The 21,797-nt window shown below is 64.0% G+C and carries 21 protein-coding genes; 13 read left to right on the forward strand and 8 right to left on the reverse strand.

Annotated elements, in window-relative coordinates:
* Nucleotides 1–822 precede the first annotated feature (822 nt).
* Both IWX85_RS01125 and IWX85_RS01130 read right to left on the reverse strand, forming a co-directional pair.
* Entirely contained in the window at nucleotides 823–4,065 is a 3,243-nt protein-coding gene (locus tag IWX85_RS01125) for an efflux RND transporter permease subunit (protein ID WP_196868532.1), read from the reverse strand.
* A gap of 116 nt (nucleotides 4,066–4,181) precedes the next feature.
* Nucleotides 4,182–5,561, reverse strand: coding sequence for an efflux RND transporter periplasmic adaptor subunit (locus IWX85_RS01130; RefSeq protein WP_196868450.1), 1,380 nt, complete (start codon nucleotides 5,559–5,561; stop codon nucleotides 4,182–4,184).
* 289 nt (nucleotides 5,562–5,850) lie between these two features.
* Between IWX85_RS01130 and IWX85_RS01135 the strand changes: the two genes are divergently transcribed.
* The 4 genes from IWX85_RS01135 (at nucleotide 5,851) to IWX85_RS01150 (ending at nucleotide 9,339) form a co-directional block, all read left to right on the forward strand.
* Nucleotides 5,851–6,372, forward strand: a complete 522-nt coding sequence (locus IWX85_RS01135; protein ID WP_370584154.1) for a GNAT family N-acetyltransferase — start codon at nucleotides 5,851–5,853, stop codon at nucleotides 6,370–6,372.
* Nucleotides 6,373–6,649: 277 nt separating this feature from the next.
* A complete protein-coding gene (locus tag IWX85_RS01140; protein ID WP_196868533.1) occupies nucleotides 6,650–8,125 on the forward strand; it encodes a SulP family inorganic anion transporter in 1,476 nt (491 codons plus the stop codon).
* Nucleotides 8,126–8,163: 38 nt separating this feature from the next.
* Nucleotides 8,164–9,018, forward strand: a complete 855-nt coding sequence (locus IWX85_RS01145) for a universal stress protein (RefSeq protein ID WP_036810680.1) — start codon at nucleotides 8,164–8,166, stop codon at nucleotides 9,016–9,018.
* A 3-nt stretch (nucleotides 9,019–9,021) separates the two neighbouring features.
* Entirely contained in the window at nucleotides 9,022–9,339 is a 318-nt protein-coding gene (locus IWX85_RS01150) for a YnfA family protein (RefSeq protein WP_036810682.1), read from the forward strand.
* Nucleotides 9,340–9,535: 196 nt separating this feature from the next.
* On the opposite strand, the gene IWX85_RS01155 is transcribed toward IWX85_RS01150, so the two are convergent.
* Entirely contained in the window at nucleotides 9,536–10,819 is a 1,284-nt protein-coding gene (locus IWX85_RS01155; RefSeq protein WP_196868452.1) for an arsenic transporter, read from the reverse strand.
* Between the two features lie 217 nt (nucleotides 10,820–11,036).
* Nucleotides 11,037–11,387, reverse strand: a complete 351-nt coding sequence (locus IWX85_RS01160; protein WP_196868453.1) for a helix-turn-helix transcriptional regulator — start codon at nucleotides 11,385–11,387, stop codon at nucleotides 11,037–11,039.
* 121 nt (nucleotides 11,388–11,508) lie between these two features.
* Between IWX85_RS01160 and arsC the strand changes: the two genes are divergently transcribed.
* The 4 genes from arsC to IWX85_RS01180 all read left to right on the forward strand — a co-directional run bounded on the left by arsC (nucleotide 11,509) and on the right by IWX85_RS01180 (nucleotide 14,049).
* Nucleotides 11,509–11,940 carry an arsenate reductase (glutaredoxin) gene (gene arsC / locus IWX85_RS01165; RefSeq protein WP_196868534.1) on the forward strand — a complete coding sequence of 144 codons (432 nt, stop codon included), beginning with the start codon at nucleotides 11,509–11,511 and terminating at the stop codon, nucleotides 11,938–11,940.
* Entirely contained in the window at nucleotides 11,909–12,658 is a 750-nt protein-coding gene (gene arsH / locus IWX85_RS01170; protein ID WP_196868454.1) for an arsenical resistance protein ArsH, read from the forward strand. The genes arsC and arsH overlap by 32 nt, the downstream gene beginning before the upstream one ends.
* A 191-nt stretch (nucleotides 12,659–12,849) precedes the next feature.
* Complete coding sequence (locus IWX85_RS01175; RefSeq protein ID WP_196868455.1) at nucleotides 12,850–13,098, forward strand: hypothetical protein; 249 nt, start codon at nucleotides 12,850–12,852, stop codon at nucleotides 13,096–13,098.
* 111 nt (nucleotides 13,099–13,209) lie between these two features.
* Nucleotides 13,210–14,049: a GNAT family N-acetyltransferase gene (locus tag IWX85_RS01180; RefSeq protein ID WP_036813760.1), complete on the forward strand. Its 840-nt coding sequence runs from the start codon at nucleotides 13,210–13,212 to the stop codon at nucleotides 14,047–14,049.
* Nucleotides 14,050–14,055: 6 nt separating this feature from the next.
* Here IWX85_RS01180 and IWX85_RS01185 read toward each other — a convergent pair whose 3' ends face one another.
* Complete coding sequence (locus tag IWX85_RS01185) at nucleotides 14,056–15,030, reverse strand: NADPH:quinone oxidoreductase family protein (protein ID WP_036810698.1); 975 nt, start codon at nucleotides 15,028–15,030, stop codon at nucleotides 14,056–14,058.
* 155 nt (nucleotides 15,031–15,185) lie between these two features.
* Here IWX85_RS01185 and surE point away from each other — a divergent pair, with 155 nt between their 5' ends.
* The 4 genes from surE to rlmD all read left to right on the forward strand — a co-directional run bounded on the left by surE (nucleotide 15,186) and on the right by rlmD (nucleotide 19,545).
* Nucleotides 15,186–15,971, forward strand: coding sequence for a 5'/3'-nucleotidase SurE (gene surE / locus IWX85_RS01190; RefSeq protein ID WP_036810702.1), 786 nt, complete (start codon nucleotides 15,186–15,188; stop codon nucleotides 15,969–15,971).
* A 13-nt stretch (nucleotides 15,972–15,984) separates the two neighbouring features.
* Nucleotides 15,985–16,839 carry a protein-L-isoaspartate(D-aspartate) O-methyltransferase gene (locus IWX85_RS01195; RefSeq protein ID WP_231379443.1) on the forward strand — a complete coding sequence of 285 codons (855 nt, stop codon included), beginning with the start codon at nucleotides 15,985–15,987 and terminating at the stop codon, nucleotides 16,837–16,839.
* Nucleotides 16,840–16,925: 86 nt separating this feature from the next.
* Nucleotides 16,926–17,786, forward strand: a complete 861-nt coding sequence (locus IWX85_RS01200; RefSeq protein ID WP_370584164.1) for a peptidoglycan DD-metalloendopeptidase family protein — start codon at nucleotides 16,926–16,928, stop codon at nucleotides 17,784–17,786.
* 286 nt (nucleotides 17,787–18,072) lie between these two features.
* On the forward strand, nucleotides 18,073–19,545 hold the full coding sequence (gene rlmD / locus IWX85_RS01205; protein WP_196868457.1) for a 23S rRNA (uracil(1939)-C(5))-methyltransferase RlmD: 1,473 nt from the start codon (nucleotides 18,073–18,075) through the stop codon (nucleotides 19,543–19,545).
* A 70-nt stretch (nucleotides 19,546–19,615) separates the two neighbouring features.
* On the opposite strand, the gene IWX85_RS01210 is transcribed toward rlmD, so the two are convergent.
* Nucleotides 19,616–20,308, reverse strand: coding sequence for a Bax inhibitor-1 family protein (locus IWX85_RS01210; protein ID WP_036810709.1), 693 nt, complete (start codon nucleotides 20,306–20,308; stop codon nucleotides 19,616–19,618).
* Nucleotides 20,309–20,513: 205 nt separating this feature from the next.
* Between IWX85_RS01210 and IWX85_RS01215 the strand changes: the two genes are divergently transcribed.
* Nucleotides 20,514–20,921, forward strand: coding sequence for a heme-binding protein (locus IWX85_RS01215; protein ID WP_196868458.1), 408 nt, complete (start codon nucleotides 20,514–20,516; stop codon nucleotides 20,919–20,921).
* A 233-nt stretch (nucleotides 20,922–21,154) separates the two neighbouring features.
* On the opposite strand, the gene hemP is transcribed toward IWX85_RS01215, so the two are convergent.
* Together hemP and IWX85_RS01225 are read right to left on the reverse strand one after the other, a co-directional pair.
* Nucleotides 21,155–21,370 (reverse strand): hemin uptake protein HemP, encoded by a 216-nt coding sequence (gene hemP / locus IWX85_RS01220; protein ID WP_196868459.1) that lies wholly within the window; start codon nucleotides 21,368–21,370, stop codon nucleotides 21,155–21,157.
* A gap of 15 nt (nucleotides 21,371–21,385) precedes the next feature.
* A complete protein-coding gene (locus tag IWX85_RS01225; protein ID WP_196868460.1) occupies nucleotides 21,386–21,796 on the reverse strand; it encodes a biopolymer transporter ExbD in 411 nt (136 codons plus the stop codon).
* Between the last annotated feature and the right edge of the window lies 1 nt (nucleotide 21,797).

Below are 21,797 nucleotides of genomic sequence, written 5' to 3' on the forward strand. Positions count from 1 at the left end.
CGCAAACTCGCCTTCGGCTCAGACAGCGCGCGGCCCTGATCCCGTTTTTCCTGACGCCCAAAGGCCCAGCCAGAACGGGATTGGCGGGAGGGGGAACGGGAACAGGCGCGGGAACGGAATCGGGGGCAAGAAGCCGCGCTTTGTCATGAATGGGCTCATCAGGCAAACCCTTTCCCCGCGCCTGAATTTCTCCTTCCCCCGCTGGGGGAAGGCTGGGATGGGGGCTGGCGGGCGTGAGAACTGCCACAGAAAATCGGCATCGGGGAGCCCTCACCCCAGCCCTCTCCCAGAGGGAGAGGGAGTAAGAAACACGCAAAAGAATAAACGCCCGCCGCCAATAACCTGAATCTTTAGGCGCTTGGGCATGAAAAGTGCCATTGGCGCATATAGAACTTGCACAGCCAGCTATCGAATGAATAGCATAAAGAACCAAATACCAGTCGTGGTCGTGGTCGTGGTCGCCGTTAGCCTGTTCGGCCGTTCGGACTTCATTCCCCGACAGTCCCGTTCTGTCTGGGCCTGTGATGCCCCGGAAAAACGGGATCAGGGCGGCGCGCTGTTTGAGCGTAGCGCAGCGCAGCGAGTTTGCGCCGACCCCCGTTTTTTCGGGGCAGCGCAGGTTGCCCGAAGCGAAGCGCAGGGACCCGGACAGTCGGGTCGCCTTTTCTTTGGTGACTTTCTTTTGGCGAAGCAAAAGAAAGTTACTAGCCGCCGGGCTACCCCCGGCCAGCAGGTGCAACCAGCGAAAACCGCTACCAATTAAATAGCTACCAGCGCAAGCAGAGCAAGCGCAAGCGGCAGAAAAAGCATAAAAAAGAAGCATCAACCCCGCTCCTTTCGCCCAAACCGCCGCCCCAGCCGGTCAAACGCCAGATAGATAACGGGCGTCGTGAACAGCGTCAACACCTGACTGACGATCAAGCCGCCAAAAATCGCCAAGCCCAGCGGCCGCCGCAACTCCGCCCCCTCGCCAAACCCCAGCATCAAGGGAACGGCGGCAAACAGCGCCGCCAGCGTCGTCATCAGAATCGGCCGAAAGCGCAGCAGCGCCGCCTGGTGAATTGCCTCCTGCGGCGACTTGCCCTCGTTGCGCTCGGCGTCAATCGCAAAGTCAATCATCATGATGGCGTTCTTCTTCACGATGCCGATCAGCAAGATGATGCCGATGATGCCAATCACCCCGAGGTCCGAGCCGCTCAGCATCAGCATCAGCAGCGCCCCCACGCCGGCCGATGGCAGCGTCGAGAGAATCGTCATCGGGTGCACATAGCTTTCATACAGCACACCCAGCACGATGTACACGCAGACCACCGCCGCCAAAATCAGCCACAGCTGGCTGGAAAGCGACGACTGGTAAGCCGCCGCAGCGCCCAAAAAGGTCAGCGTCACGCTCGACGGCAGGGCGATGTCTTTCGCGGCCTGCCGGATCTCGTCGACCGCCTTGCCCAGCGACACGCCGGGCGCGGTGTCAAAGCCCAGGGTCGTCGCCGGGAACTGCGCGACGTGGGTGATCTGCAGCGGCGCGGGCTGCTCGGTGATGGTGGCTATCGACGACAGCGGCGTGGTCGTGCCCCCACTGGTTTTCAGCGGCAGGCTGCCCAGCGAGGCCGGCGTGGCGCGCGCGTCGGGCAGCGCTTCGAGGATCACGCGGTACTGGTTGGTCTCGGTGAAGATCGTCGAGACGATGCGCTGACCGAACGCGTTGTACAGCGCATCGTCAATCACCGAAGCAGAAATGCCCAGGCGCGACGCCGTGTCGCGGTCTACGTTGATGAAAGCCGCCGTGCCCTGGGCGCCGGCGTCCGACACCACGTTGCGCAGGCTGGCGGACTGCGCCATGCGCTCGGCCAGCTGGTTGGCCCACTGCACCACCACGGCGTTGCTCGCGCCTTCCACCGACACGCGGAACTGCGTCGGGCCGGTTTCGGCGTCAATCGTCAGATCCTGCGTCGGCTGGAGGTACAGCGACACGCCGGCGACCTGGCTGGCGCGCTGGCGCAGCCGGTCCATGGTGTCCTGCTGGCTGCCAATGCGCTCTTTTTTCAGGTTGATCAGCATGCGGCCGGTGTGCAGCATGGTGTTGTTGGCCGCATCGACGCCGACGAAGGAACTCAGCGCGTCCACGTCCGGGTCTTGCAAAATCTCGCGTGCCGCCGCCTGCTGCAACGCCGACATGCGCGCATACGACACCGACTGGGCGGTTTCGACGCGCGCCTGCAACTGGCCGGTGTCCTGCGTCGGGAACAGGCCCTTGGGAATCAGCACATACAGCACGACGGTCAGCACCAAGGTCGCCAGCGCCACCACCCGCGTCGCGCCCTGGTGCCGGAGCACCCAGGTCAGCGACTGGTCATAACGAACGATGACGCGGTCAAAGAAGCGCTGCAGCCGCTCGCCAAGCGTGGGGTCGCTTGTCCCAGCCCAGCCAGGGCCGCGGGACTGGCTTTGCCAGACCGCAGGCGCAGCGGCCCCCCCGGGGGGCAGCGAACCACGCGCAGCGGGGAGCGTGGGGGCTTTTTCTTTCAGCCACCTGGCCGACATCATCGGAACGAGCGTGAGAGAGACGACGGCCGAAATCAAAATCGTGATGGCCAGTGTGATGGCGAATTCGCGGAACAGCCGGCCCACCACGTCGCCCATGAAGAGCAGCGGAATCAGCACCGCGATCAGCGACACCGTCAGTGAGATGATGGTGAAGCCGATCTGCTTGGCGCCCTTGAGCGCGGCCAGCATCGGCGACTCGCCTTCCTCGATGTAGCGCGAGATGTTCTCGATCATCACGATGGCGTCATCGACGACGAAGCCGGTGGCAATCGTCAACGCCATCAGGCTCAGGTTGTTCAGGCTGTAGCCGAGCAGGTACATCGCGCCGCAGGTGCCGATCAGCGAGATCGGCACCGACAAACTGGCAATCACCGTGGCGCGAACGTTGTGCAAAAACGCAAAGATCACCAGCACCACCATCAGCACCGCCAGCAGCAGCTCGATCTCGACATGCAGCACGGAGGCGCGGATGCCGGTGGTGCGGTCGCTCAGCACATCGACGCGCATCGAGGTCGGCAGGCCAGCCTGCAACTCGGGCAGGCGTGCCTTGATGGCGTCCACCGTGGCAATCACATTCGCGCCGGGCTGGCGCTGCACGTTCAAAATAATGGCGGGAACCAGCCGCCGGCCGGGTGTGCCGAGGCAATCTTCTTCATTCTTTGAGGCGGGTGACGCGCCCGGCGTGCAGGCGATGCTGGCCCAGGCGCCGAGCTGGGTGTTCTCGGCGCTCTCCACGACCCGCGCCACGTCCGACACGCGCACCGCCGCGCCATTGCGGTAGGCAATGATGAGCTTTTGGTAGTCCTGGGCGGCCAGCAGCTGGTCGTTGGAATTGATGGAATACGAACGCGTCGGGCCATCGATGCTGCCTTTTGCGCCGTTGGCGTTGGCGGCGCTGATCGCCGTGCGCAGCGCGTCGAGCCCCAGGCCATACGACGCCAGCGCCCGCGTGTCGGCCTGGATGCGCACGGCCGGGCGCTGGCCGCCGCTGAGGGCCACCAGCCCGACGCCGTTCACCTGGCTGATCTTCAACGCCAGCCGGGTGTTGACAATGTTCTGTACTTCGGTCAGCGGCAGCGTGTCCGATGTGATGGCCAGCGTGAGCACCGGCGCGTCGGCCGGATTGACCTTGGCATATACCGGCGGCGCCGGCAGGTCGGCTGGCAGCAGCGAGCCGCCGGCGTTGATCGCCGCCTGCACCTGCTGCTCGGCCACGTCCAGCGCCAGCCCCAGGCCGAATTGCAATGTGACGATGGACACGCCCGCCGTGCTGGTCGAGCTCATGCGGCTCAAGCCGGCCATCTGGCCGAACTGGCGCTCCAGCGGCGCGGTGACGGTTTGCGCCATCACTTCGGGACTGGCGCCGGGGTAGAGCGTCTGCACCTGGATGGTCGGGTAGTCGACCTGCGGCAGCGCCGACAGCGGCAGCAGCCTGAAGCCGACCAGGCCGGCCAGCACGATGGCCAGCATCAGCAGCGCGGTGGCCACCGGCCGCATGATGAAGGGCCGCGACGGGCTCAGGGTCGAGGCTGGCGCGTTGTCGCCAAAGGCGCCCGAAGGTCCGATGTCATCCCGCTGGCCGTCAGGTCCGCCATCGCCGGGGGGGACATCCGGCGCACTGGCTGGCGCGCGCGGGTTCATGCGCCCTCGGCTTCAGACGCGCGGCGGCGGCGTGGTGCGCTGGCGGCGCCCGAAGCCGGCACGGTTGCTGGCGCCATTGCATCGCCAGCGGCTGACGCGCCCGGTCGGGCGCCATCGGCCGGTGCGCCCGGACGCTGTCGTTTGCCGGTACCTGCGCCGTTCATGCCCCTGGGGTTGTCGCCGGGCAGCACCACCGGCGCGCCGTCCTTGAGCCGGTCGGCGCCTTCGGTGATGACCTGCTCGCCCGCCTTCAGGCCCGAAGCGATCTGTATCTTGTCCGCTGTCGCCTGGCCGCGCAAGACCGGCCGCAGGCTGACCGTGCGCTCGGCCGCATTCACGACATAGACATAGTCGCCGGCATTGCCATGGCGCAGCGCCGCCACCGGCACCGTGACAGCATTTTCAATGGTTCGCAGTTCCAGCTGCACATTGACGAACTGGCTTGGAAACAGCGCCAGCTGGGCGTTGGCAAAGCGTGCCTTGGCCTTGACCGTGCCGGTCTGCACATCGACCTGGTTGTCCAGCGACGTGAACACGCCGGTGTCCAGCGCGCTGGAGCGCGTCCGGTCGAGCGCCGTGACCTTCATGGCCCGGCCGGCCACCGCAGACTGCTGCAACTCGCCCGCGCGGTCTTGCGGAACGGCGAACACCACGTCGATCGGGGTGACCTGCGTGATCAGCGCAATGCCGTTGGCGTCGCTGCTGCTGACCACATTGCCGACATCGACCGTGCGCAGGCCGACACGTCCGCTGATGGGTGCGACGACGCGGGCATAGCCCAGGTTGAGCCGGGCAACGCCTTCGTTGGCCTTGTCGATCATCACCGTGCCTTCAAGCTGCTTGACCAGCGCCGCCTGGGTGTCGACTTCCTGCCGCGCAATCGAGTCCTGCGCCAGCAGCGTCTGAAAGCGCGCCAGCGTGACGCGGGCGCTGGCCAGCTGCGCCTCGTCGCGCTGGCGCTGGCCGCTGGCCTGCATCAGCGCGAGTTCGAACTGGCGCGGGTCGATGGTCGCCATCAGGTCGCCTGCGCGCACCATCTGGCCTTCCTTGAACAGCACTTTTTCCATCACGCCCGACACCTGCGGCCGAACCTTGACGGTGGCCTGCGGCGTGACAGTGCCCAGCGCGTCCAGGATGACCGGGATGCGGCTGCTTTCGGCGGTCGCCACGCCAACCGTGCTGGCCACTGCGCCACGCCGCCCGCCTGCCGCACCCGCCGCTGGCGCATCGGGATGCGTCAGGTGCCAGGCCAGCCAGCCGGTGCCGGCCAGCAACGCCAGCGCCAGCAGGCTGCCGAGCAGGCGTGCGCGGCGGCTCATGCGTTGGGCGGGAGGGGTGTTGCTGTGGATGGGCGGGGTTTCGGCACGGGTGTCCATCAGCGGTCCTTTTGCATGCCGCGACAGGACGCTGGCGGCGGCATTTTCATTTCTACAGGGAGGGGGCGGGCGCCCTGTCCGGCCCCTGGCGAATGGCCGGGGCGCATCGGCAGGCCTTGCGCTGAATAATTATCCCTGCAAGCACCCGGGCGCAGGTGTCGCTCTGGAAATAGGCCGGTAAATGTCCGGTAAAGCAAAAGCTGTAACAAAATCGCTGCGGGCGATCGCCCGGAAGATGACCGGCCGGTCCTTAAAATCCATGCATCCAGACACCGCCAAAGAGCCCCTCGTGACCCACCTCACTGCATCGATTTCACCCCGCCTGCATGTCTGCCAGGCCGATTACCGCAACCCGGTCCACGCCGACGCACTGGTTTGCCTGCTCGATGCCTATGCGCAGGACCCGGCCGGCGGCGGCGAAGCCCTGAGCGCGTTTGCCAAGGCCCACCTGGTGAAAGAACTGGCCGCGCGGCCGCAGGCCTTCAGCGTGCTGGCTTTTTCCGGAGATCACGGCGATCAGCCCGTCGGCCTGGTCAACTGCATCGAAGGTTTTTCGACCTTTGCCTGCCGTCCGTTGGTCAATGTTCACGATGTGGCGGTGCTGGCCAGCCACCGGGGCCAGCGGGTGGGCGAGCAGATGCTGGTGCTGGTGGAGGAAATTTCCCGGGAGCGCGGTGCCTGCAAGCTGACGCTGGAAGTGCTTGCCGGCAACGCCCGCGCGATCCGGCTGTATGAACGCGTCGGCTTTGCCGGCTACCAGCTCGATCCGGCAATGGGTCAGGCGCAGTTTTTCCAGAAGTGGCTGGTGTAACGGTCGAGGGGAAAACCCGCATGGGTAAAATCCCGGCATGCCAATGGTTTTGAACGCGCTCTCCACTTTCCGGGGTTCCTTCCCTGGCAGCGGGTTGCCGCGCGGCTACTTTTGCTCGGTGACACCGCCCTGAGCCTTCAGGTTGGGCGCAAATCGCCCTGCATGTTCACCGGGTCAGACCGCTTTTCGTCGGTCCTGCCCGACGCCCCATTCCCCGTTCCCCATTGACTCACGGCCGCCCGGTCACGCCTGGCGCCGCATTTATCCATTGAAAAAAATCTATTCATCCCTCCGCCAGGACTGGTTTTCCAACATCCGGGGCGACTTGCTGGCCGGTCTGGTGGTTGCGCTGGCCCTGATTCCCGAAGCCATTGCTTTTTCCATCATTGCCGGGGTTGATCCCAAGGTCGGCCTGTATGCGTCCTTCAGCATCGCCGTGATCATCGCCTTCACCGGCGGCCGGCCCGGCATGATCTCGGCCGCCACCGGCGCGATGGCGCTGGTGATGGTGCTGCTGGTCAAAGAGCATGGCCTGCAATACCTGCTGGCCGCCACCGTGCTGACCGGCGTGCTGCAGATTGTTGCCGGGCTGCTCAAGCTCGGCGCGCTGATGCGTTTTGTCTCGCGCTCGGTGATTACCGGCTTTGTCAATGCGCTGGCGATCCTGATCTTTCTGGCGCAACTGCCCGAACTGACCGACGTGAGCTGGGTGGTGTATGCCATGACAGCGGCCGGCCTGATCATCATTTACGGCTTTCCCTACATCACCAAGGCGGTGCCGTCGCCGCTGGTCACCATCGTCGTGCTCACCGGCGTGGCGATGCTGCTCAAGCTGGACATTCGCACCGTGGGCGACATGGGCCAGTTGCCCGACAGCCTGCCGATCTTTTTACTGCCCGATGTGCCTTTGACGCTGGAAACGCTCAGGATCATCTTCCCGTATGCCGCGACGATGGCTGTGGTGGGTTTGCTGGAATCGATGATGACCGCTTCGATTGTTGACGAGCTGACCGACACCAACAGCAACAAGAACCGCGAATGCATGGGGCAGGGCGTGGCCAACATCGCCACCGGCTTCATTGGCGGCATGGCCGGCTGCGCCATGATTGGCCAGTCGGTGATCAATGTGAAATCCGGCGGACGCGGGCGGCTGTCGACGCTGGTGGCGGGGCTCGCGCTGCTGGTCCTGATCGTGTTCCTGGGCCCCTGGGTCAGGCAGATTCCGATGGCGGCGCTGGTGGCGGTGATGATCATGGTCAGCATCGGCACCTTCAGCTGGGACTCGATCCGCAAGCTGCGCCAGCATCCGCCCAGTTCAACCCTTGTCATGATCGCCACCGTGGTCATCACGGTGGCCACGCATGACCTGGCCAAGGGCGTGTTTGCCGGCGTGCTGCTGTCGGGCATCTTTTTTGCGCACAAAGTCGGCAAGGTGCTGCGCATCGACCGCAGCCTGGATGCCGAAGGCCGCCTGCGCACCTACCGCGTGGTGGGGCAGGTGTTTTTTGCCTCGTCGGAAACCTTCCTCAACAGCTTTGACTTCAAGGAAGCTGTGCCAATGGTCCGCATCGATGTGAGCCGCGCCCATTTCTGGGACATCACGGCGGTCGGCGCGCTGGACAAGGTGGTGCTCAAGTTCAAGCGCGAAGGCGCCGAGGTGGAGGTGCTGGGCCTGGACGAAGCCAGTACGACGATGATGGACCGCTTTGCGATTCACGACAAACCCGGTGCTGTTGAAAAACTCATGCACTGACGGCATCATCCGCATCAACTGGACAAAAGGAATTCCCCATGAACAAGGTTTATGCCTGCATTGACGGCCTGGCCAACAGCACTGCCGTGATCGACTGGGCCGCCTGGTCCGCACAGCGCCTGGAGGCCCCACTGGAAATGCTGCATGTGCTGGAGCGCACCGACCGCCCCTTGCTGACCGACTACAGCGGTGCCATCGGGCTGGGCGCGCAGGACGCGCTGCTTTTTGAATTGAGCGCACTGGACGCGCAACGCGGCAAGCTGGCGCAGGAAGCCGGCCGGCAATTGCTGGCTGACGCCCGCCTGCGCGCAACGGCTGCAGGCGTGGTGCGGCTCGACGTGCGGCTGCGCCATGGCGAACTGCTCGATACCGTGCTCGAAATGGAGCCCGATGCGCGGCTTTTCGTGCTGGGCGAGCACCACCACGCCAGCGGGGCCGTGAAGATTCACTTGGACCACCACGTCGAGCGCGTGATTCGGTCCGTGAAACGTCCGGTGCTGGTCTCGACAGGCGCGGCGTTTGAAGAGCCGAAGCGCTTCGTCATCGCCTTTGACGGCAGTCCGACGTCGCGCACAACCGTCGAGACCGTGGCGCACAGCCCGATGCTCAAGGGCCTGCCGGTGATCGTGGCAATGGCGGGTGAGGACACCGCGCAGGCCCAGCGGCAGCTGGAGGAAGCCTGGCAGTCGCTGGTGACGGCGGGCTTTGAGGCGTCCAGGGCACTGCTGCCCGGCGAGCCTGAGGACGTGCTGCCGGGCTTCGTCAAGGCGCAGGGCGCGTCGCTGCTGGTGATGGGCGCCTATGGCCATTCGCGCATTCGCCAGTTGCTCGTCGGCAGCACGACGACCACGCTGCTGCGGCTCAGCGAGGTGCCGGTGCTGATCCTGCGCTGAAGCGTGAAAACCTTTTTCCTGTTTCTGGCGACCGCGCTGGCCGAGATCGTGGGCTGCTACCTGCCGTACCTGTGGCTGGTCAGGCAAGCGTCAAGCTGGCTGCTGGTTCCGGCGGCTTTCAGCCTGGCCCTGTTTGCCTGGTTGCTGACGCTGCACGAGGCCGCCGCCGGCAGGGTCTACGCCGCATACGGCGGCGTGTATATCAGCGTGGCGCTGGCCTGGCTGTGGGCCGTGGAGGGGGTGCGTCCGACGGCGTGGGATGTTGCCGGCGTGGCCCTGAGCCTGGCCGGCATGGGTCTGATCATTTACCAGCCGAAATAAGCCGCAGGCGCAGGGTCAGGACAACGCTCTGGCAACCGGCAGCACCAAAAATGGTGCAGGCTCTGACGGCCAGATCGTGCACCATGGGCACCGCCAGGATGTCCCACAGGAAGTCGCAACGTTCAGGCCGCGGTTTTGGCGCATGCGCCAGCGCCTGAAAAGTCTCCCGCTTCCCGGTGGTCATTCATGGCGGCCATCAGATGCCAATGCGAATCGCCAGCGCAGCCAGCGTCACCAGCAGCACCGGAACGGTCAGCACGATGCCGACCTTGAAGTAGTAGCCCCAGGTGATGATCGTGCCTTTGCGCGCCAGCACATGCAGCCACAGCAGGGTGGCCAGACTGCCAATCGGGGTGATCTTGGGCCCCAGGTCGCAGCCGATCACGTTGGCATACACCATGGCCTCCTTCACCACCCCGGTGGCGCTGCTGGCATCGATGGACAAGGCAACCACCAGTACCGTTGGCATGTTGTTCATTACTGAGGAGAGCAACGCGGCCAACAGGCCGGTGCCGAAGGCCGCGCCCCAGACGCCGCCCTGCGCAAACAGGTTCAGCAGCGAAGCGATTTCGCGTGTCAGGCCGGCGTTGCGCAGGCCGTACACCACCAGGTACATGCCCAGGGAAAAGATGACGATCTGCCAGGGTGCGCCCCGGATCACCTTGGGCGTGGAGATAAGACGGCCCCGCCCGGCGACGACCAGCAACACCAGCGCACCGCTTGCGGCCACCACGCTGACCGGCACGCCCAGCGGCTCCAGCCCGAAAAAGCCGACCAGCAGCAGCGCCAGCACCACCCAGCCGGCCTTGAAGGTGGCGGCGTCGCGGATGGCGTCCTGCGGCGGTTTGATCTGTGCCATGTCGTAGCGCGCCGGAATGCTGCGCCAGAAGTACCGCATCAGCATGCCCAGGCTGGCGGCAATCGCGGCCAGGTTCACCCATCCCATCACCGAAGCGTAGCGGTCGAAGCCGATGTTGAAAAAATCGGCTGAAACAATGTTGACCAGGTTGGACACCACCAGTGGCAAGCTGGCGGTGTCTGCAATGAAACCGGCCGCCATCACGAACGCCAGCGTCGCCCCGGCGCTGAAACCGAGGGCCAGCAGCATCGAAATCACGATGGGTGTGAGGATCAGTGCCGCGCCGTCATTGGCAAACAGGGCCGACACCGCCGCGCCCAGCAGCACGATCAGCGCAAACAGCAGCCGGCCGTTTCCTTTTCCCCAGCGCGCCACATGCAGCGCGGCCCACTCGAAAAAACCGGCCTCGTCGAGCAGCAGGCTGATGATGATGATGGCGATGAAGGTGCCGGTGGCGTTCCAGACGATGTGCCAGACCGTCGCAATGTCGCCGACCTGCACCGCGCCCGTCAGCAGCGCAAGCACCGCCCCGAGCGAGGCGCTCCAGCCAATTCCAAGGCCGCGTGGCTGCCAGATGACAAGGATCAGGGTAACTATGAAAATGAGCAGGGCGGTGAGCATGTCGGGCAGTTTTTTATGAATCTTGAGGCCGGGTTCAGTGCTTGATCAGGACTGTGTCAGGTCGTGGGCCGTACTTTGCAGCAGGGTGCGTTCGGGTTTTTCAGTGGGCAGGCTGACCCGCAGCGTCAGCCTTCGGTGCATGAAAAGTATTTGCTATGAAAAAAATAGCTAATTAAGCAGGCCGGCATTGCGCAAATGGCCGAAATAGCCTGAAAAATCAGCAAACAACCGCTGCAACGGGGCTGCAAGCCTGGCCTTCGCAGCAATGCTCGGTCAGGTAGGCCAGCAACGCATTCATGTGGCCGATGTCGGCACGGTAGATCAGGTTGCGGCCGCGCGGCTCGCTGCTGACCAGGCCGGAATGCGCCAGCTCCTTGAGGTGAAACGACAGCGCGCTCGGTGCCACAGCCAGTTGCTCGGCCATCACGCCGGGCGTCAGCCCGCCCGGGCCGGCCACCACCAGCGCCCGGAACACCCGCAGGCGCTGGGCCTGAGCCAGTGCGGCCAGTGCCTTGACGGCGGCGGATTCGTCCAGTGAGACAAGTTCTGAAGAAGCTATTGTTTCCATGATTCAACTATAATTGAAACATTGAATTGTTTCCACCTTTCCGAGTCTTTCATGTCAAATTTTTTTTAATCAGGAGTTCGCCCCCATGCCCAACCCTCTGCCTACCTTGGTAGTCACCCCCATTTCCGGCATCACGATCTATCACAACCCGACATGCGGCACTTCGCGCAATGTGCTGGCGCTGATCCGCAACACCGGCGCCGAGCCCGAGGTCATCGCGTACCTGAAAACGCCGCCGACGCGTGAAAAGCTGGTCGAGCTGATCGCGCAGATGGGCATTCCTGTCCGCGACGCGGTACGGCAAAAGGAAGCGCTCTACGCCGGGCTGGGGCTGGACAACCCGGCCCTTGGCGATGACGCACTGCTCGATGCCATGCTGGCCCATCCCATCCTGATCAACCGGCCGATCGTGGTGACAACGCTGGGCACCCGGCTGTGCCGCCCATCGGAAGCGGTGCTCGATATCCTGCCGCTGCCGCAGCGTGCCGCCTTCAGCAAGGAAGACGGCGAAGTGCTCGTCAATGAACAGGGAGCGCGTGTTGCCGGCCGTTAAACCTTTCCTCCATGATCTGCCGAACATCGACATCGCACAGTTTGACGCGCCCGCCAGTGTTCTCTTGCAGCCACAAGCATCCAGCCCGCATGCGCCGCGCATCCTGCTGCTCTACGGTTCGGTGCGCGAACGCTCCTACAGCCGGCTGCTGAGCGAAGAAGCCGCCCGGCTGCTGCAGGCCATGGGCTGCGAAACCCGCACCTTCGACCCGCGCGGCCTGCCGCTGCCCGACGATGCGCCCGACACGCATCCCAAGGTGCAGGAACTGCGGCAACTGGCGCAATGGGCCGAAGGCATGGTCTGGACCTCGCCCGAACGCCACGGCGCCATGACCGGCATCATGAAGTCGCAGATCGACTGGATTCCACTGGCCGACGGCGCGGTGCGGCCCACGCAGGGCAAGACGCTGGCAGTGATGCAGGTGTCGGGCGGCTCGCAGTCCTTCAATGCGGTCAACCAGCTGCGTGTGCTGGGCCGCTGGATGCGCATGCTGACGATTCCCAACCAGTCGTCGGTCGCCAAGGCCTTTCTCGAATTTGACGAGGCTGGCCGCATGAAGCCTTCGAGTTATTACGACCGGGTGGTCGATGTCATGGAAGAACTCGTCAAGTTCACCCTGCTGACCCGGGGCGTGTCGTCGTACTTGACGGACCGCTACAGCGAGCGCCGCGAAAGCGCCCAAGCGCTGTCACAGCGGGTCAACCAGCGTTCGCTCTAGCCGTCACGCCGGAATAGGCATCAAATCGGCTGCCGGCGCTTACCTAGCATGCGCTTGCAGCTCTTGATTCAATAGCACCGGGCGGCCTGAACCCGGGCCGTCGCCGCTGTCACGCAACTGCCACCAAACTGACACGGCCACGTCACGCGCAGTGCCCAGAATTGCGCCATGACCGCTTGAAGGAGCATGCTATGGCCATCGATTCCAACCCCGCCGGCGAGCCCGGACCCACCGCAGGCCGCGCCGCCTGCGCCCCGCTTCACGACCTGGACTGGCAGCGGCTGCGCATTCTTCGCTGCACCGCCCATGCCATGGCCAGCAGCCCCGGCGGCCTGCGCTTCAAGGCGGGCACCCGGCCGTGGCTCGAAGGCCTGCCGTCGGCGCCTGTCAGGGGCAAGCCCCGGCGCACGGATGCCAGCCCGCGGCCCGCCATCTGTTGAATCGCCACCTGTTCCAAGCCCCTTCACAGGGGCTTTTTTACAACCCTCACGCTCCGCACCCCAGGGCGGGCCAGGTGTTGTGTGATCGACCCGGATAACCAGGAAGCCGCCATGAAAGAACTGCCCACGCCCACCTTTGCGGTTTCGCCGGTCGCAACGCCCCGGAGGTCACTTCATCCGGGCGTTCATGCGCTCACTGCAGTTCCGCTGCGGGGAAAAATTTCGGTCAGCTGGGCCCGGCACCAGGACGAAATCCGGGAAGCGCAGCGGCTGCGGTACCAGGTGTTTGCGCTGGAAATGGGCGCTACCCTGCCCAAGATCCTGGCCGGCCACGACATCGACCTGTTCGATGACTACTGCGAGCATCTGCTGGTGCGCGACACGGCCAGCGGGCAGGTGATTGGCACCTACCGGGTGCTGACGCCAACCCAGGTCAGGCGCGTCGGCGGCACCTACAGCGACACCGAATTCGACCTGGTCCGGCTGCGCTCCCTGCGTGCGCGCATGGTCGAGCTGGGCCGCAGTTGCGTGCATGCCGACCACCGGCACGGCGGTGTGATTCTGGCGTTGTGGGGTGCGCTGGCCGAGTTCATGGGGCGCAACCAGCTGGACACCATGATTGGCTGCGCCAGCATTCCGATGCAGCACCAGGGCGTGCTGGGGGGACATGCGGCCGCCAGCATCTGGCGCCAAGTCCGGCAGACGCATCTGGCCGACATCGAATACCGGGTCACGCCGCGCCTGGCCTTGCCGGTCGAGCAACTGGACGATTCGCTGGTCGTCGAGCCGCCGGCCCTGATCAGGGGCTACCTGCGCCTGGGTGCCCGGGTGCTCGGTGCGCCAGCGTGGGACCCGGACTTCAACTCGGCCGACCTGCCGATGATGATGCGCGTGTCCGATCTGCCGGCACGGTATCTGAAGCATTTTTCCACCAGCGTGGCTGGTGCTTGATGCCGCTCAGTTCACCATCACCAGCTTGCCCTTGACCGCTCGCGACCCCATGCGCGCATAGGCGGCCTTGAGGTCGGCCATCGGCAGGGTGCTGTCGATCACCGGCTTGATCTTGCCCTGCGCATACCACTGGGCCAGTTCGGCCATTGCGGCTGCGTTGGCCTGGGGCTCGTTCTTGGCAAAGCCGCCCCAGAACACACCGACGATGGACGCGCCCTTGAGCAGCGTGAGGTTCAGCGGCAGCGCCGGAATCGCGCCGGCCGCGAAACCGACCACCAGGTAGCGGCCGCGCCAGGCAATCGAGCGGAACGCCGGCTCGGCCAGGTCGCCGCCCACCGGGTCATAGACCACGTCCGGGCCTTTGCCGCCGGTCAGCAGCTTGAGGGCTTCGCGGAGGTCCTGCGTGCTGTAGTTGATGGTGGCGTCGGCGCCAATGGACCGGCACAGTTCGCATTTTTCATCGCTCGACGCGGCGGCGATGACGCGCGCGCCCAGCGCCTTGGCAATCTGGATGGCCGACGTGCCAACACCGCCGGCAGCGCCCAGCACCAGCACGGTTTCGCCGGGCTTGAGTTGCCCCCGGTCGACCAGCGCATGGTGCGAAGTGGCGTAGATCATGATGAAGGCGGCCGCATCGACAAATGGAAAACCTTCAGGCAGCGGCATGCACTGCGCAGCCGGCGCGATGGTGTGCGTCGCAAATCCGCCAGTGCCTGACAGGCAAGCCACATGCTGGCCGACCTTCAGCTGCGTCACGCCGTTGCCCACGGCCTGCACCACGCCGGCATATTCCGAGCCCGGAACGAAAGGCAGCGGCGGCTTCATCTGGTACTTGTTTTGCACGATCAGCAGGTCGGGAAAATTCAGGCTGGCGGCCTTGATCTCGATCAGCACTTCGCCGGCCTTGGGCTCAGGCGTGGGCAGCTCTTTCCAGGTCAGCGCGTCAACGCCGGTGGGGTTTTCACAAAGCCAGGCATGCATGGACAAGTCTCCAGAAGTAAGGGGGAAGCCGGGTTCGCGCTGCTCGGGCGCAGCCCGGCGAAGGGGGTTCAAGCCCTCATCATAGGCAAAGCCGCTGGCGCGGGCTTCCTGGAAACCCCGATAGCCTGTCCCGACCGGGACCGTAGAATCAAAGCATGAAAATATTGATCTGCAACGACGACGGTTACCAGGCCAGCGGCATCGTGGCCCTTTACGAAGCCCTGAAAACCATTGCTGATGTTGAGGTGGTCGCCCCCGAACAGAACAACAGCGCCAAATCCAACGCCCTGAGCCTGCACACGCCGATGTATGTGCAGACGGCGGCCAACGGCTTTCGCTACATCAACGGCACGCCTGCCGACTGCGTGCACATTGCCCTGACCGGCCTGCTTGGTTACCGGCCGGACCTGGTGGTGTCGGGCATCAACAATGGCGCCAACATGGGCGACGACACGATTTATTCCGGTACCGTCGGGGCGGCCATGGAAGGCTATCTCTTCGGCATTCCGGCCATCGCCTTTTCGCAGACCGAAAAAGGCTGGGCGCATATCGACGTGGCGGCGCAGCAGGCGCGCAACCTGGTCCAGCAGCTGATCCCGTCGCTTGAAGCCGTGGCCGAGGGCGCGCAGCCGAGCGTGCCGCCCTGGCTGCTTAACGTGAACATTCCCAACCTGCCTGCCGGGATGGTTGAAGGCTTCAAGGTGTGCCGGCTGGGACGCCGCCATGCGGCCGAGCGTGTCATCATGCAGACCAGCCCGCGCGGCGAGACCATGTACTGGATCGGCGGCGCCGGCCCGGCCAAGGAAGCCGGCGAAGGCACTGACTTTCATGCCACCGCGCAAGGCTACGTGTCCATCACGCCGCTGCAGGTGGACCTGACAGACCATGAACGACTGCCTTACTGGGCACAGACGGCGGCCAGGTTGAGCCACCAGCACTGAAAAAGGTAGAGACATGAAGACACCGCAGAAGCCGAGCCTTGATTCCGCCGGCAAACTGTCTTCTGCTGGCGTCCGGCCTGCGTTTCCGGTGCAGCTCAACCCCGACAAGGGCAATCCATTTGCTGCAAAAACCGTAGCAGCAGCTGCCCGCGCAACAACCAGTTCAGGCCAGAATGACCTGAAAAGAGCGTTTCAGCCAGGGGCTTCGAGCGGGCTGGGGCTCGACGCGGCGGTGCGCGCCCGCATGGTGCGCCGCCTGGCCGAGCAGGGCGTGGTCGATGCGCAGGTGCTGGCCGCCATGGGTGCCGTGCACCGGCATCATTTTGTCGATACCGCGCTGGCCAACATGGCCTACGAAGACACCAGCCTGCCGATTGGATTCGGTCAGACCATTTCCAAGCCCAACGTGGTGGCGCGCATGCTCGAATTGCTGCAGCAGGGGCGGCATGACGCCAGCGGCAGGCTCGGGCGGGTGCTGGAAATCGGCACCGGTTGCGGTTACCAGGCGGCCGTGCTCAGCCACCTGGCGACCGAGGTCTACAGCATGGAGCGCCTGCGGGGCCTGCATGACAAGGCCCGGGAAAACCTGCGCACCCTGCGGCTGGCCAATGTGCACCTGCTGTTTGGCGACGGCATGAACGGCTTTGCCAGGGGCGCACCCTACGCCGCGATCATTGCGGCGGCGGGCGGCGAGGCGATTCCGCCGGCCTGGACCGATCAGCTGGCCATGGGCGGGCGCCTGGTCGCGCCGCTGCAGGATGCCAGCGGCGCCCAGGCGCTGGTGGTGATCGACAGGACGCCACAGGGAATTCGCCAGACTTTACTGGAGGCGGTGCACTTTGTCCCTTTAAAATCAGGAGTCGGATGAGCTGGGCTGACACGTCAGACCCTATGTCAATCAGGCAATGGTTAAAGATGAAGGAATCAATGAGCAACAGCACCTGGTCGTACCGCATGGAATCTTTTCCTGCCTCTGGACCCCTCAAGCGCACTGGCTGGACTTCGCGCCTGGCGCTTCCCTGCGCAGTCGCCGCAGCCCTGCTGCTGGTGGCCGGCTGCGGATCCCGCACGCTGAACAGTGCACCGGTCGAGGATCGCGGTACCGGCATGACACGTCCAGCCGACGCCGCCAAACCCCTGCCCGGTGCCGAGAACGCCGGGAAACCGGGCTACTACGTGGTCAAGCCGGGCGACACCATGATCCGCATCGGTCTGGAAAATGGCCAGAACTGGCGCGATGTTGCCCGCTGGAACAGCCTCGAAAACCCGAACCTGATCGAGGTCGGACAGGTGCTGCGGGTGGTGCCTCCGGTCAGCGAAGGCGTTGCGGTCGTGACCCGGCCGGTCGACCCGGGAAGCGTCGGCATTGCACCGGTTCCGTCCGCCACCGCTGCACGGCAGGGTTCGGTCCCCGCCAACGGCTCCACCGCGCCCTCGGGCAGCGACGAGGATGTGGGCTGGATCTGGCCGGCGCAGGGAACGCTGGTGGCCGGATTTGACGAAGCCAAGAACAAGGGGCTGGACATTTCAGGCAACGCCGGCGATCCGGTGGTGGCCTCGGCCGATGGCCGGGTGGTGTATTCGGGCGCCGGCCTGCGCGGCTATGGCAACCTGATCATCCTGAAGCACAACAACACCTTCCTGACGGCCTACGCGCACAACAAACTGCTGCTGGTCAAGGAAGACCAGACCGTCAAGAGGGGCCAGAAGATCGCTGAAATGGGCAACAGTGACGCCGACAAGGTCAAGCTGCATTTTGAAATCCGCCGCCAGGGCAAACCGGTCGATCCAGCCAAATACCTGCCCGCGCGCTAAGCAGCCGAAGCCTGCAAAAAAGGAACCAAGCCCCGGCTTGGTTCCTTTTTTTGGTTAAATCTCCTTCCTGCGCTTGATGCCTCTGCATCATTTGCTATAAAAACCAGAGTAAATGGTGGAGGCTGACCGGCGTCGGTCTGCCTCGGACGAGCAGCAGTTCCTCACAGCTGTGGCCCTTGAACGCCAGCAGATCAATCCCGTGGCCGAACGGATTGGCCAGCCCGCAATCCGTCTCCAGGCGGGGCCGTGTCCACCAAAGGGGTGCTGCAGCCTGAGACAATGCGCAATGACCGAAAAGACACCAGACCCTCTCCTTCAGCCGCCTTCAGAACCCAGGGAATATCCGATTGACCTGCTGACCGTCGAATCGCTCGACATCGAAGCCCAGGGCATCGCCCACCGCGCCGACGGCAAGGTCGTGTTCATCGAAGGCGCACTGCCTTTCGAGCAGGTGACGGCCAACGTGTACCGCAAGAAAAGCAGCTTTGAAAAGGCCACGCTGCTGGTGGTTCACCGCGAGTCGGCCCAGCGCGTGCGCCCGGCCTGTCCGCACTTTGGCATGCACACCGGCGCCTGCGGCGGCTGCAAGATGCAGCACCTGCACATCGGCGCGCAGGTCGCCGTCAAGCAGCGCGTGCTCGAAGACAACCTGCGTTTCATTGGCAAGGTGAAGGCTGATAACCTGCTGCGGCCAATTGAGGGCCCCGCCTGGCGCTACCGCTACCGTGCGCGGCTGTCGGTGCGCTACGTGCGCAAGAAAGGCACGGCGCTGGTCGGTTTTCATGAACGCAAGAGCGCCTATGTCGCCGACATGCGCGAATGCCATGTGCTGCCGCAGCACGTGAGCGACATGCTGGTGCCGTTGCGCGGGCTGATCAGCAGCATGGACGCGCGGGAATCCATTCCACAGATCGAACTGGCCTGCGGCGACGACGTGACGGCGATGGTGCTGCGCCACATGGAGCCGCTCAGCGATGCCGACCTGGCGCGGCTGCGCGCCTTTGCCGGCGCACATCCCGGCGTGCAGTGGTGGCTGCAGCCGGGCGGCCTTGACACAGTGAAACTGCTTGACCAGCCGGCCCGCGAACTGAACTACGGCCTGCCCGAGTACGGCATCACCATGCCCTTCAAGCCGACCGATTTCACCCAGGTCAACCCGCACATCAACCAGGTGCTGGTGTCGCGCGCGCTGCGCCTGCTTGACGTGCAGCCGAGCGAGCGGGTGATTGACTGGTTTTGCGGCCTGGGCAATTTCACGCTGCCTCTGGCGACCAAGGCGCGCGAGGTGCTGGGCATTGAAGGCAGCGAGGTGCTGGTCGCCCGTTCACGCGAGAATTACGAACGAAACAGGCCTTCATCGCCCGTCCGGCAACCGCTGGCAGCTACGAAGTTTGTAGCAAGAAACTTGTTCGAGATGACGCCGGCCATGCTGGTGCGGGACGGCGCCGCCGAAAAATGGCTGGTCGATCCGCCGCGCGAAGGCGCGTTTGAGTTGTTCAAGTCGCTGGTCGCGCTCCACCAGCAGATCGTGACCGGCGTGCCGTGTGATGACGGCGTGCACCAGCAAAGCCTGGCGATTGACGGCTGGACCCTGCCCAAGCGCATCGTGTATGTGAGCTGCAACCCGGCCACGCTGGCGCGCGATGCGGGTGTGCTGGTCGAAAGCGGTGCTTACCGCTGCACGGCGGCAGGCGTGGTCAACATGTTCCCGCATACGGCGCATGTCGAGTCCATGGCGGTTTTTGAACGGATTGGCTGAACGCGCAGCAGAGTCGTCCAGACATGAAAAAAGGGCCGTCAAGGCCCTTTTTTATTACTTGAAGAGAAATTTAGTCGCGTTCGCCACCCATGATGCCCAGCAGGGCCAGCAGCGCCTGGAACACGTTGAAGATGTCCAGGTAGAGCCGCAACGTGGCGCTGATGTAGTTGGTCTCGCCGCCGTCCAGGATTTGCTTCAGGTCATACAGCATGTAGGCGCTGAAGATGCCGATCACGGCCACTGAAATGGCCATCATGCCGGCGGTTGAGCCAACGAATACATTGACGACGGCGCCCACCATCACCACCAGCGCGCCGACAAACAGCCATTTGCCCATGCCGGAAATGTCGCGTTTGATGACGCTGGCCAGCGTCGCCATCACAAAGAACACGCCGGCCGTGCCGCCCATGGCCGTCATGATCAGCTGCGACCCGTTGCTGAAACCCAGGATCGCGCCAATCATGCGCGAAAGCATCAGGCCCATGAAGAAGGTAAAGCCCAGCAGCACCGGCACGCCGGCAGCCGAATCCTTCGTTTTTTCAATGGCATACATGAAACCGAAGGCACCGCCCAGGAACACAACCAGTCCCAGTCCGCCGGTCAATGCCTGCGTGATGCCGGTAGCCACGCCCAGCCAGGCGCCAGCCACCGTGGGCAGCAGGCTCAGCGCCAGCAGCCAGTAGGTGTTGCGCAGTACCTTGTTGCGCTGCTCGGCCGACTGTGCGACTCCGCCGTAGCCAAAGGTCCGTACGTTGTCAGTCATAATTTCAACTCCTTTAAAACCCGCGTGTGCGGGCGATGTCTTCATTTTATGGGCCATGCCGGTTTTTTCAAACCATTGGCACGGTGCAGCTCCTACTATTTGTAAGGGTTCTTTTGACCGTATTCGAGTCAATCGTGGCGCCGGGGTTCCCCAAATGTGCGTATGCTCGACACCTTTTACAAAAATCCGGAAAGCACTGCGCACAATGAAATCCAAACCCCTGCTCGAACATGCCGACATCAAGGCCATCGCCGCCGCCGCCGAGGCCGAAGCGCTGAAGAACAACTGGGCCGTGACCATCGCCATCGTCGATGATGGCGGCCATTTGCTGCACCTGCAACGTCTGGATGGCGCGGCGCCGCTGTCGGCGCACATTGCCCCGGCCAAGGCCAACACCGCCGCCATGGGCCGGCGCGAGACCAAGGTCTATGAAGACATGATCAATGGCGGCCGCACGTCCTTCCTGTCGGCGCCTTATGTGGCCGGCCTGCTTGAAGGCGGCGTGCCCATCGTCAAGGATGGCCACTGCCTGGGCGCCGTGGGCGTCAGCGGCGTGAAGTCGACCGAGGATGCGCAGGTTGCCCGCGCCGGCATTGCCGCCATCGGTCTGTAAAACGCGTATCTCTTTCAATCAGGCTACAGCCTGACGTGGAAAAAGCCGACGCAATGATCGTCGGCTTTTAGGCATCTGTGATGAAGGCGTCGTTTCTTTAAGGTAAAAAAAGCCTGGCTATTCGACCTGTTCAAGGCCCGTGGCTGGCAAAAACGACCTTGGGGCAGGAAGCCCGGATCGTCCCACGATGAAACGGTTAACTAAGATGAAATCGAGGTCAGGGAAAGCCTTGCCTATTTGGTCAGGATCAGCTTGCCCAGTCGCGTCGCCTGCAGGCGATAGGTTGAGCCGTTGTGGCTGATCTCGACCGTTTTTTGCCCCCGCAGCAACTCGATGCTGTCCACGCAGCCCGAATGCGTGCTGACGGCCTGAGGGATTGTCGACCTGACTGGTGTTATGGCAGTCGCGTGCTCGTCTGCACTGGCCGGTTGGGGTGGTGTTTGGTGCATGCAAGCTCCTGAGTTTCATTTCTTCGGTTCGGTGATAAAGCCGATCTTGCGCAGGCCAGCCTGTTGCGCCGTCGCCATGGCCTGCGCCACGCGCTCGTAGCGGACGGCCTTGTCGCCGCGGATGTGCAGGTCGGGCTGCGGATTCTGCGCTGCCGCAGCCTGTAGCCGGGGCGCCAGCGCGTCGTCGGCGACCTTGGCGTCGTTGATGTAATAGCTGCCATCGGCATCGACGCTCAGCCGGACCGTTTCCGGCTTGATGAGTTGCTGCTCGCTGTTGGCACGCGGCAGGTCGATGTTGACCGAGTGCTTCATCACCGGCACGGTGATGATGAAGATGATCAGCAGTACCAGCATGACATCGACCAGCGGCGTCATATTGATCTCGTTCATCACCTCGTCGGTGTCGTCCTGGGTTCCGAAGGCCATG

The sequence above is a fragment of the Polaromonas sp. CG_9.11 genome (assembly GCF_015752225.1).
GTDB lineage: Bacteria > Pseudomonadota > Gammaproteobacteria > Burkholderiales > Burkholderiaceae_C > Polaromonas.

What these genes read in the sequence shown, in the direction of transcription:
- IWX85_RS01130 (WP_196868450.1), bottom strand. Translation starts at nt 5,561, where the DNA reads ATGGACACCCGTGCCGAAACCCCGCCCATCCACAGCAACACCCCTCCC.
- IWX85_RS01145 (WP_036810680.1), top strand. Translation starts at nt 8,164, where the DNA reads ATGAACAAGGTTTATGCCTGCATTGACGGCCTGGCCAACAGCACTGCC.
- IWX85_RS01155 (WP_196868452.1), bottom strand. Translation starts at nt 10,819, where the DNA reads ATGCTCACCGCCCTGCTCATTTTCATAGTTACCCTGATCCTTGTCATC.
- IWX85_RS01160 (WP_196868453.1), bottom strand. Translation starts at nt 11,387, where the DNA reads ATGGAAACAATAGCTTCTTCAGAACTTGTCTCACTGGACGAATCCGCC.
- arsH (WP_196868454.1), top strand. Translation starts at nt 11,909, where the DNA reads ATGAACAGGGAGCGCGTGTTGCCGGCCGTTAAACCTTTCCTCCATGAT.
- IWX85_RS01175 (WP_196868455.1), top strand. Translation starts at nt 12,850, where the DNA reads ATGGCCATCGATTCCAACCCCGCCGGCGAGCCCGGACCCACCGCAGGC.
- IWX85_RS01180 (WP_036813760.1), top strand. Translation starts at nt 13,210, where the DNA reads ATGAAAGAACTGCCCACGCCCACCTTTGCGGTTTCGCCGGTCGCAACG.
- IWX85_RS01185 (WP_036810698.1), bottom strand. Translation starts at nt 15,030, where the DNA reads ATGCATGCCTGGCTTTGTGAAAACCCCACCGGCGTTGACGCGCTGACC.
- surE (WP_036810702.1), top strand. Translation starts at nt 15,186, where the DNA reads ATGAAAATATTGATCTGCAACGACGACGGTTACCAGGCCAGCGGCATC.
- IWX85_RS01195 (WP_231379443.1), top strand. Translation starts at nt 15,985, where the DNA reads ATGAAGACACCGCAGAAGCCGAGCCTTGATTCCGCCGGCAAACTGTCT.
- IWX85_RS01200 (WP_370584164.1), top strand. Translation starts at nt 16,926, where the DNA reads ATGGAATCTTTTCCTGCCTCTGGACCCCTCAAGCGCACTGGCTGGACT.
- rlmD (WP_196868457.1), top strand. Translation starts at nt 18,073, where the DNA reads ATGACCGAAAAGACACCAGACCCTCTCCTTCAGCCGCCTTCAGAACCC.
- IWX85_RS01210 (WP_036810709.1), bottom strand. Translation starts at nt 20,308, where the DNA reads ATGACTGACAACGTACGGACCTTTGGCTACGGCGGAGTCGCACAGTCG.
- IWX85_RS01215 (WP_196868458.1), top strand. Translation starts at nt 20,514, where the DNA reads ATGAAATCCAAACCCCTGCTCGAACATGCCGACATCAAGGCCATCGCC.
- hemP (WP_196868459.1), bottom strand. Translation starts at nt 21,370, where the DNA reads ATGCACCAAACACCACCCCAACCGGCCAGTGCAGACGAGCACGCGACT.
- IWX85_RS01225 (WP_196868460.1), bottom strand. Translation starts at nt 21,796, where the DNA reads ATGGCCTTCGGAACCCAGGACGACACCGACGAGGTGATGAACGAGATC.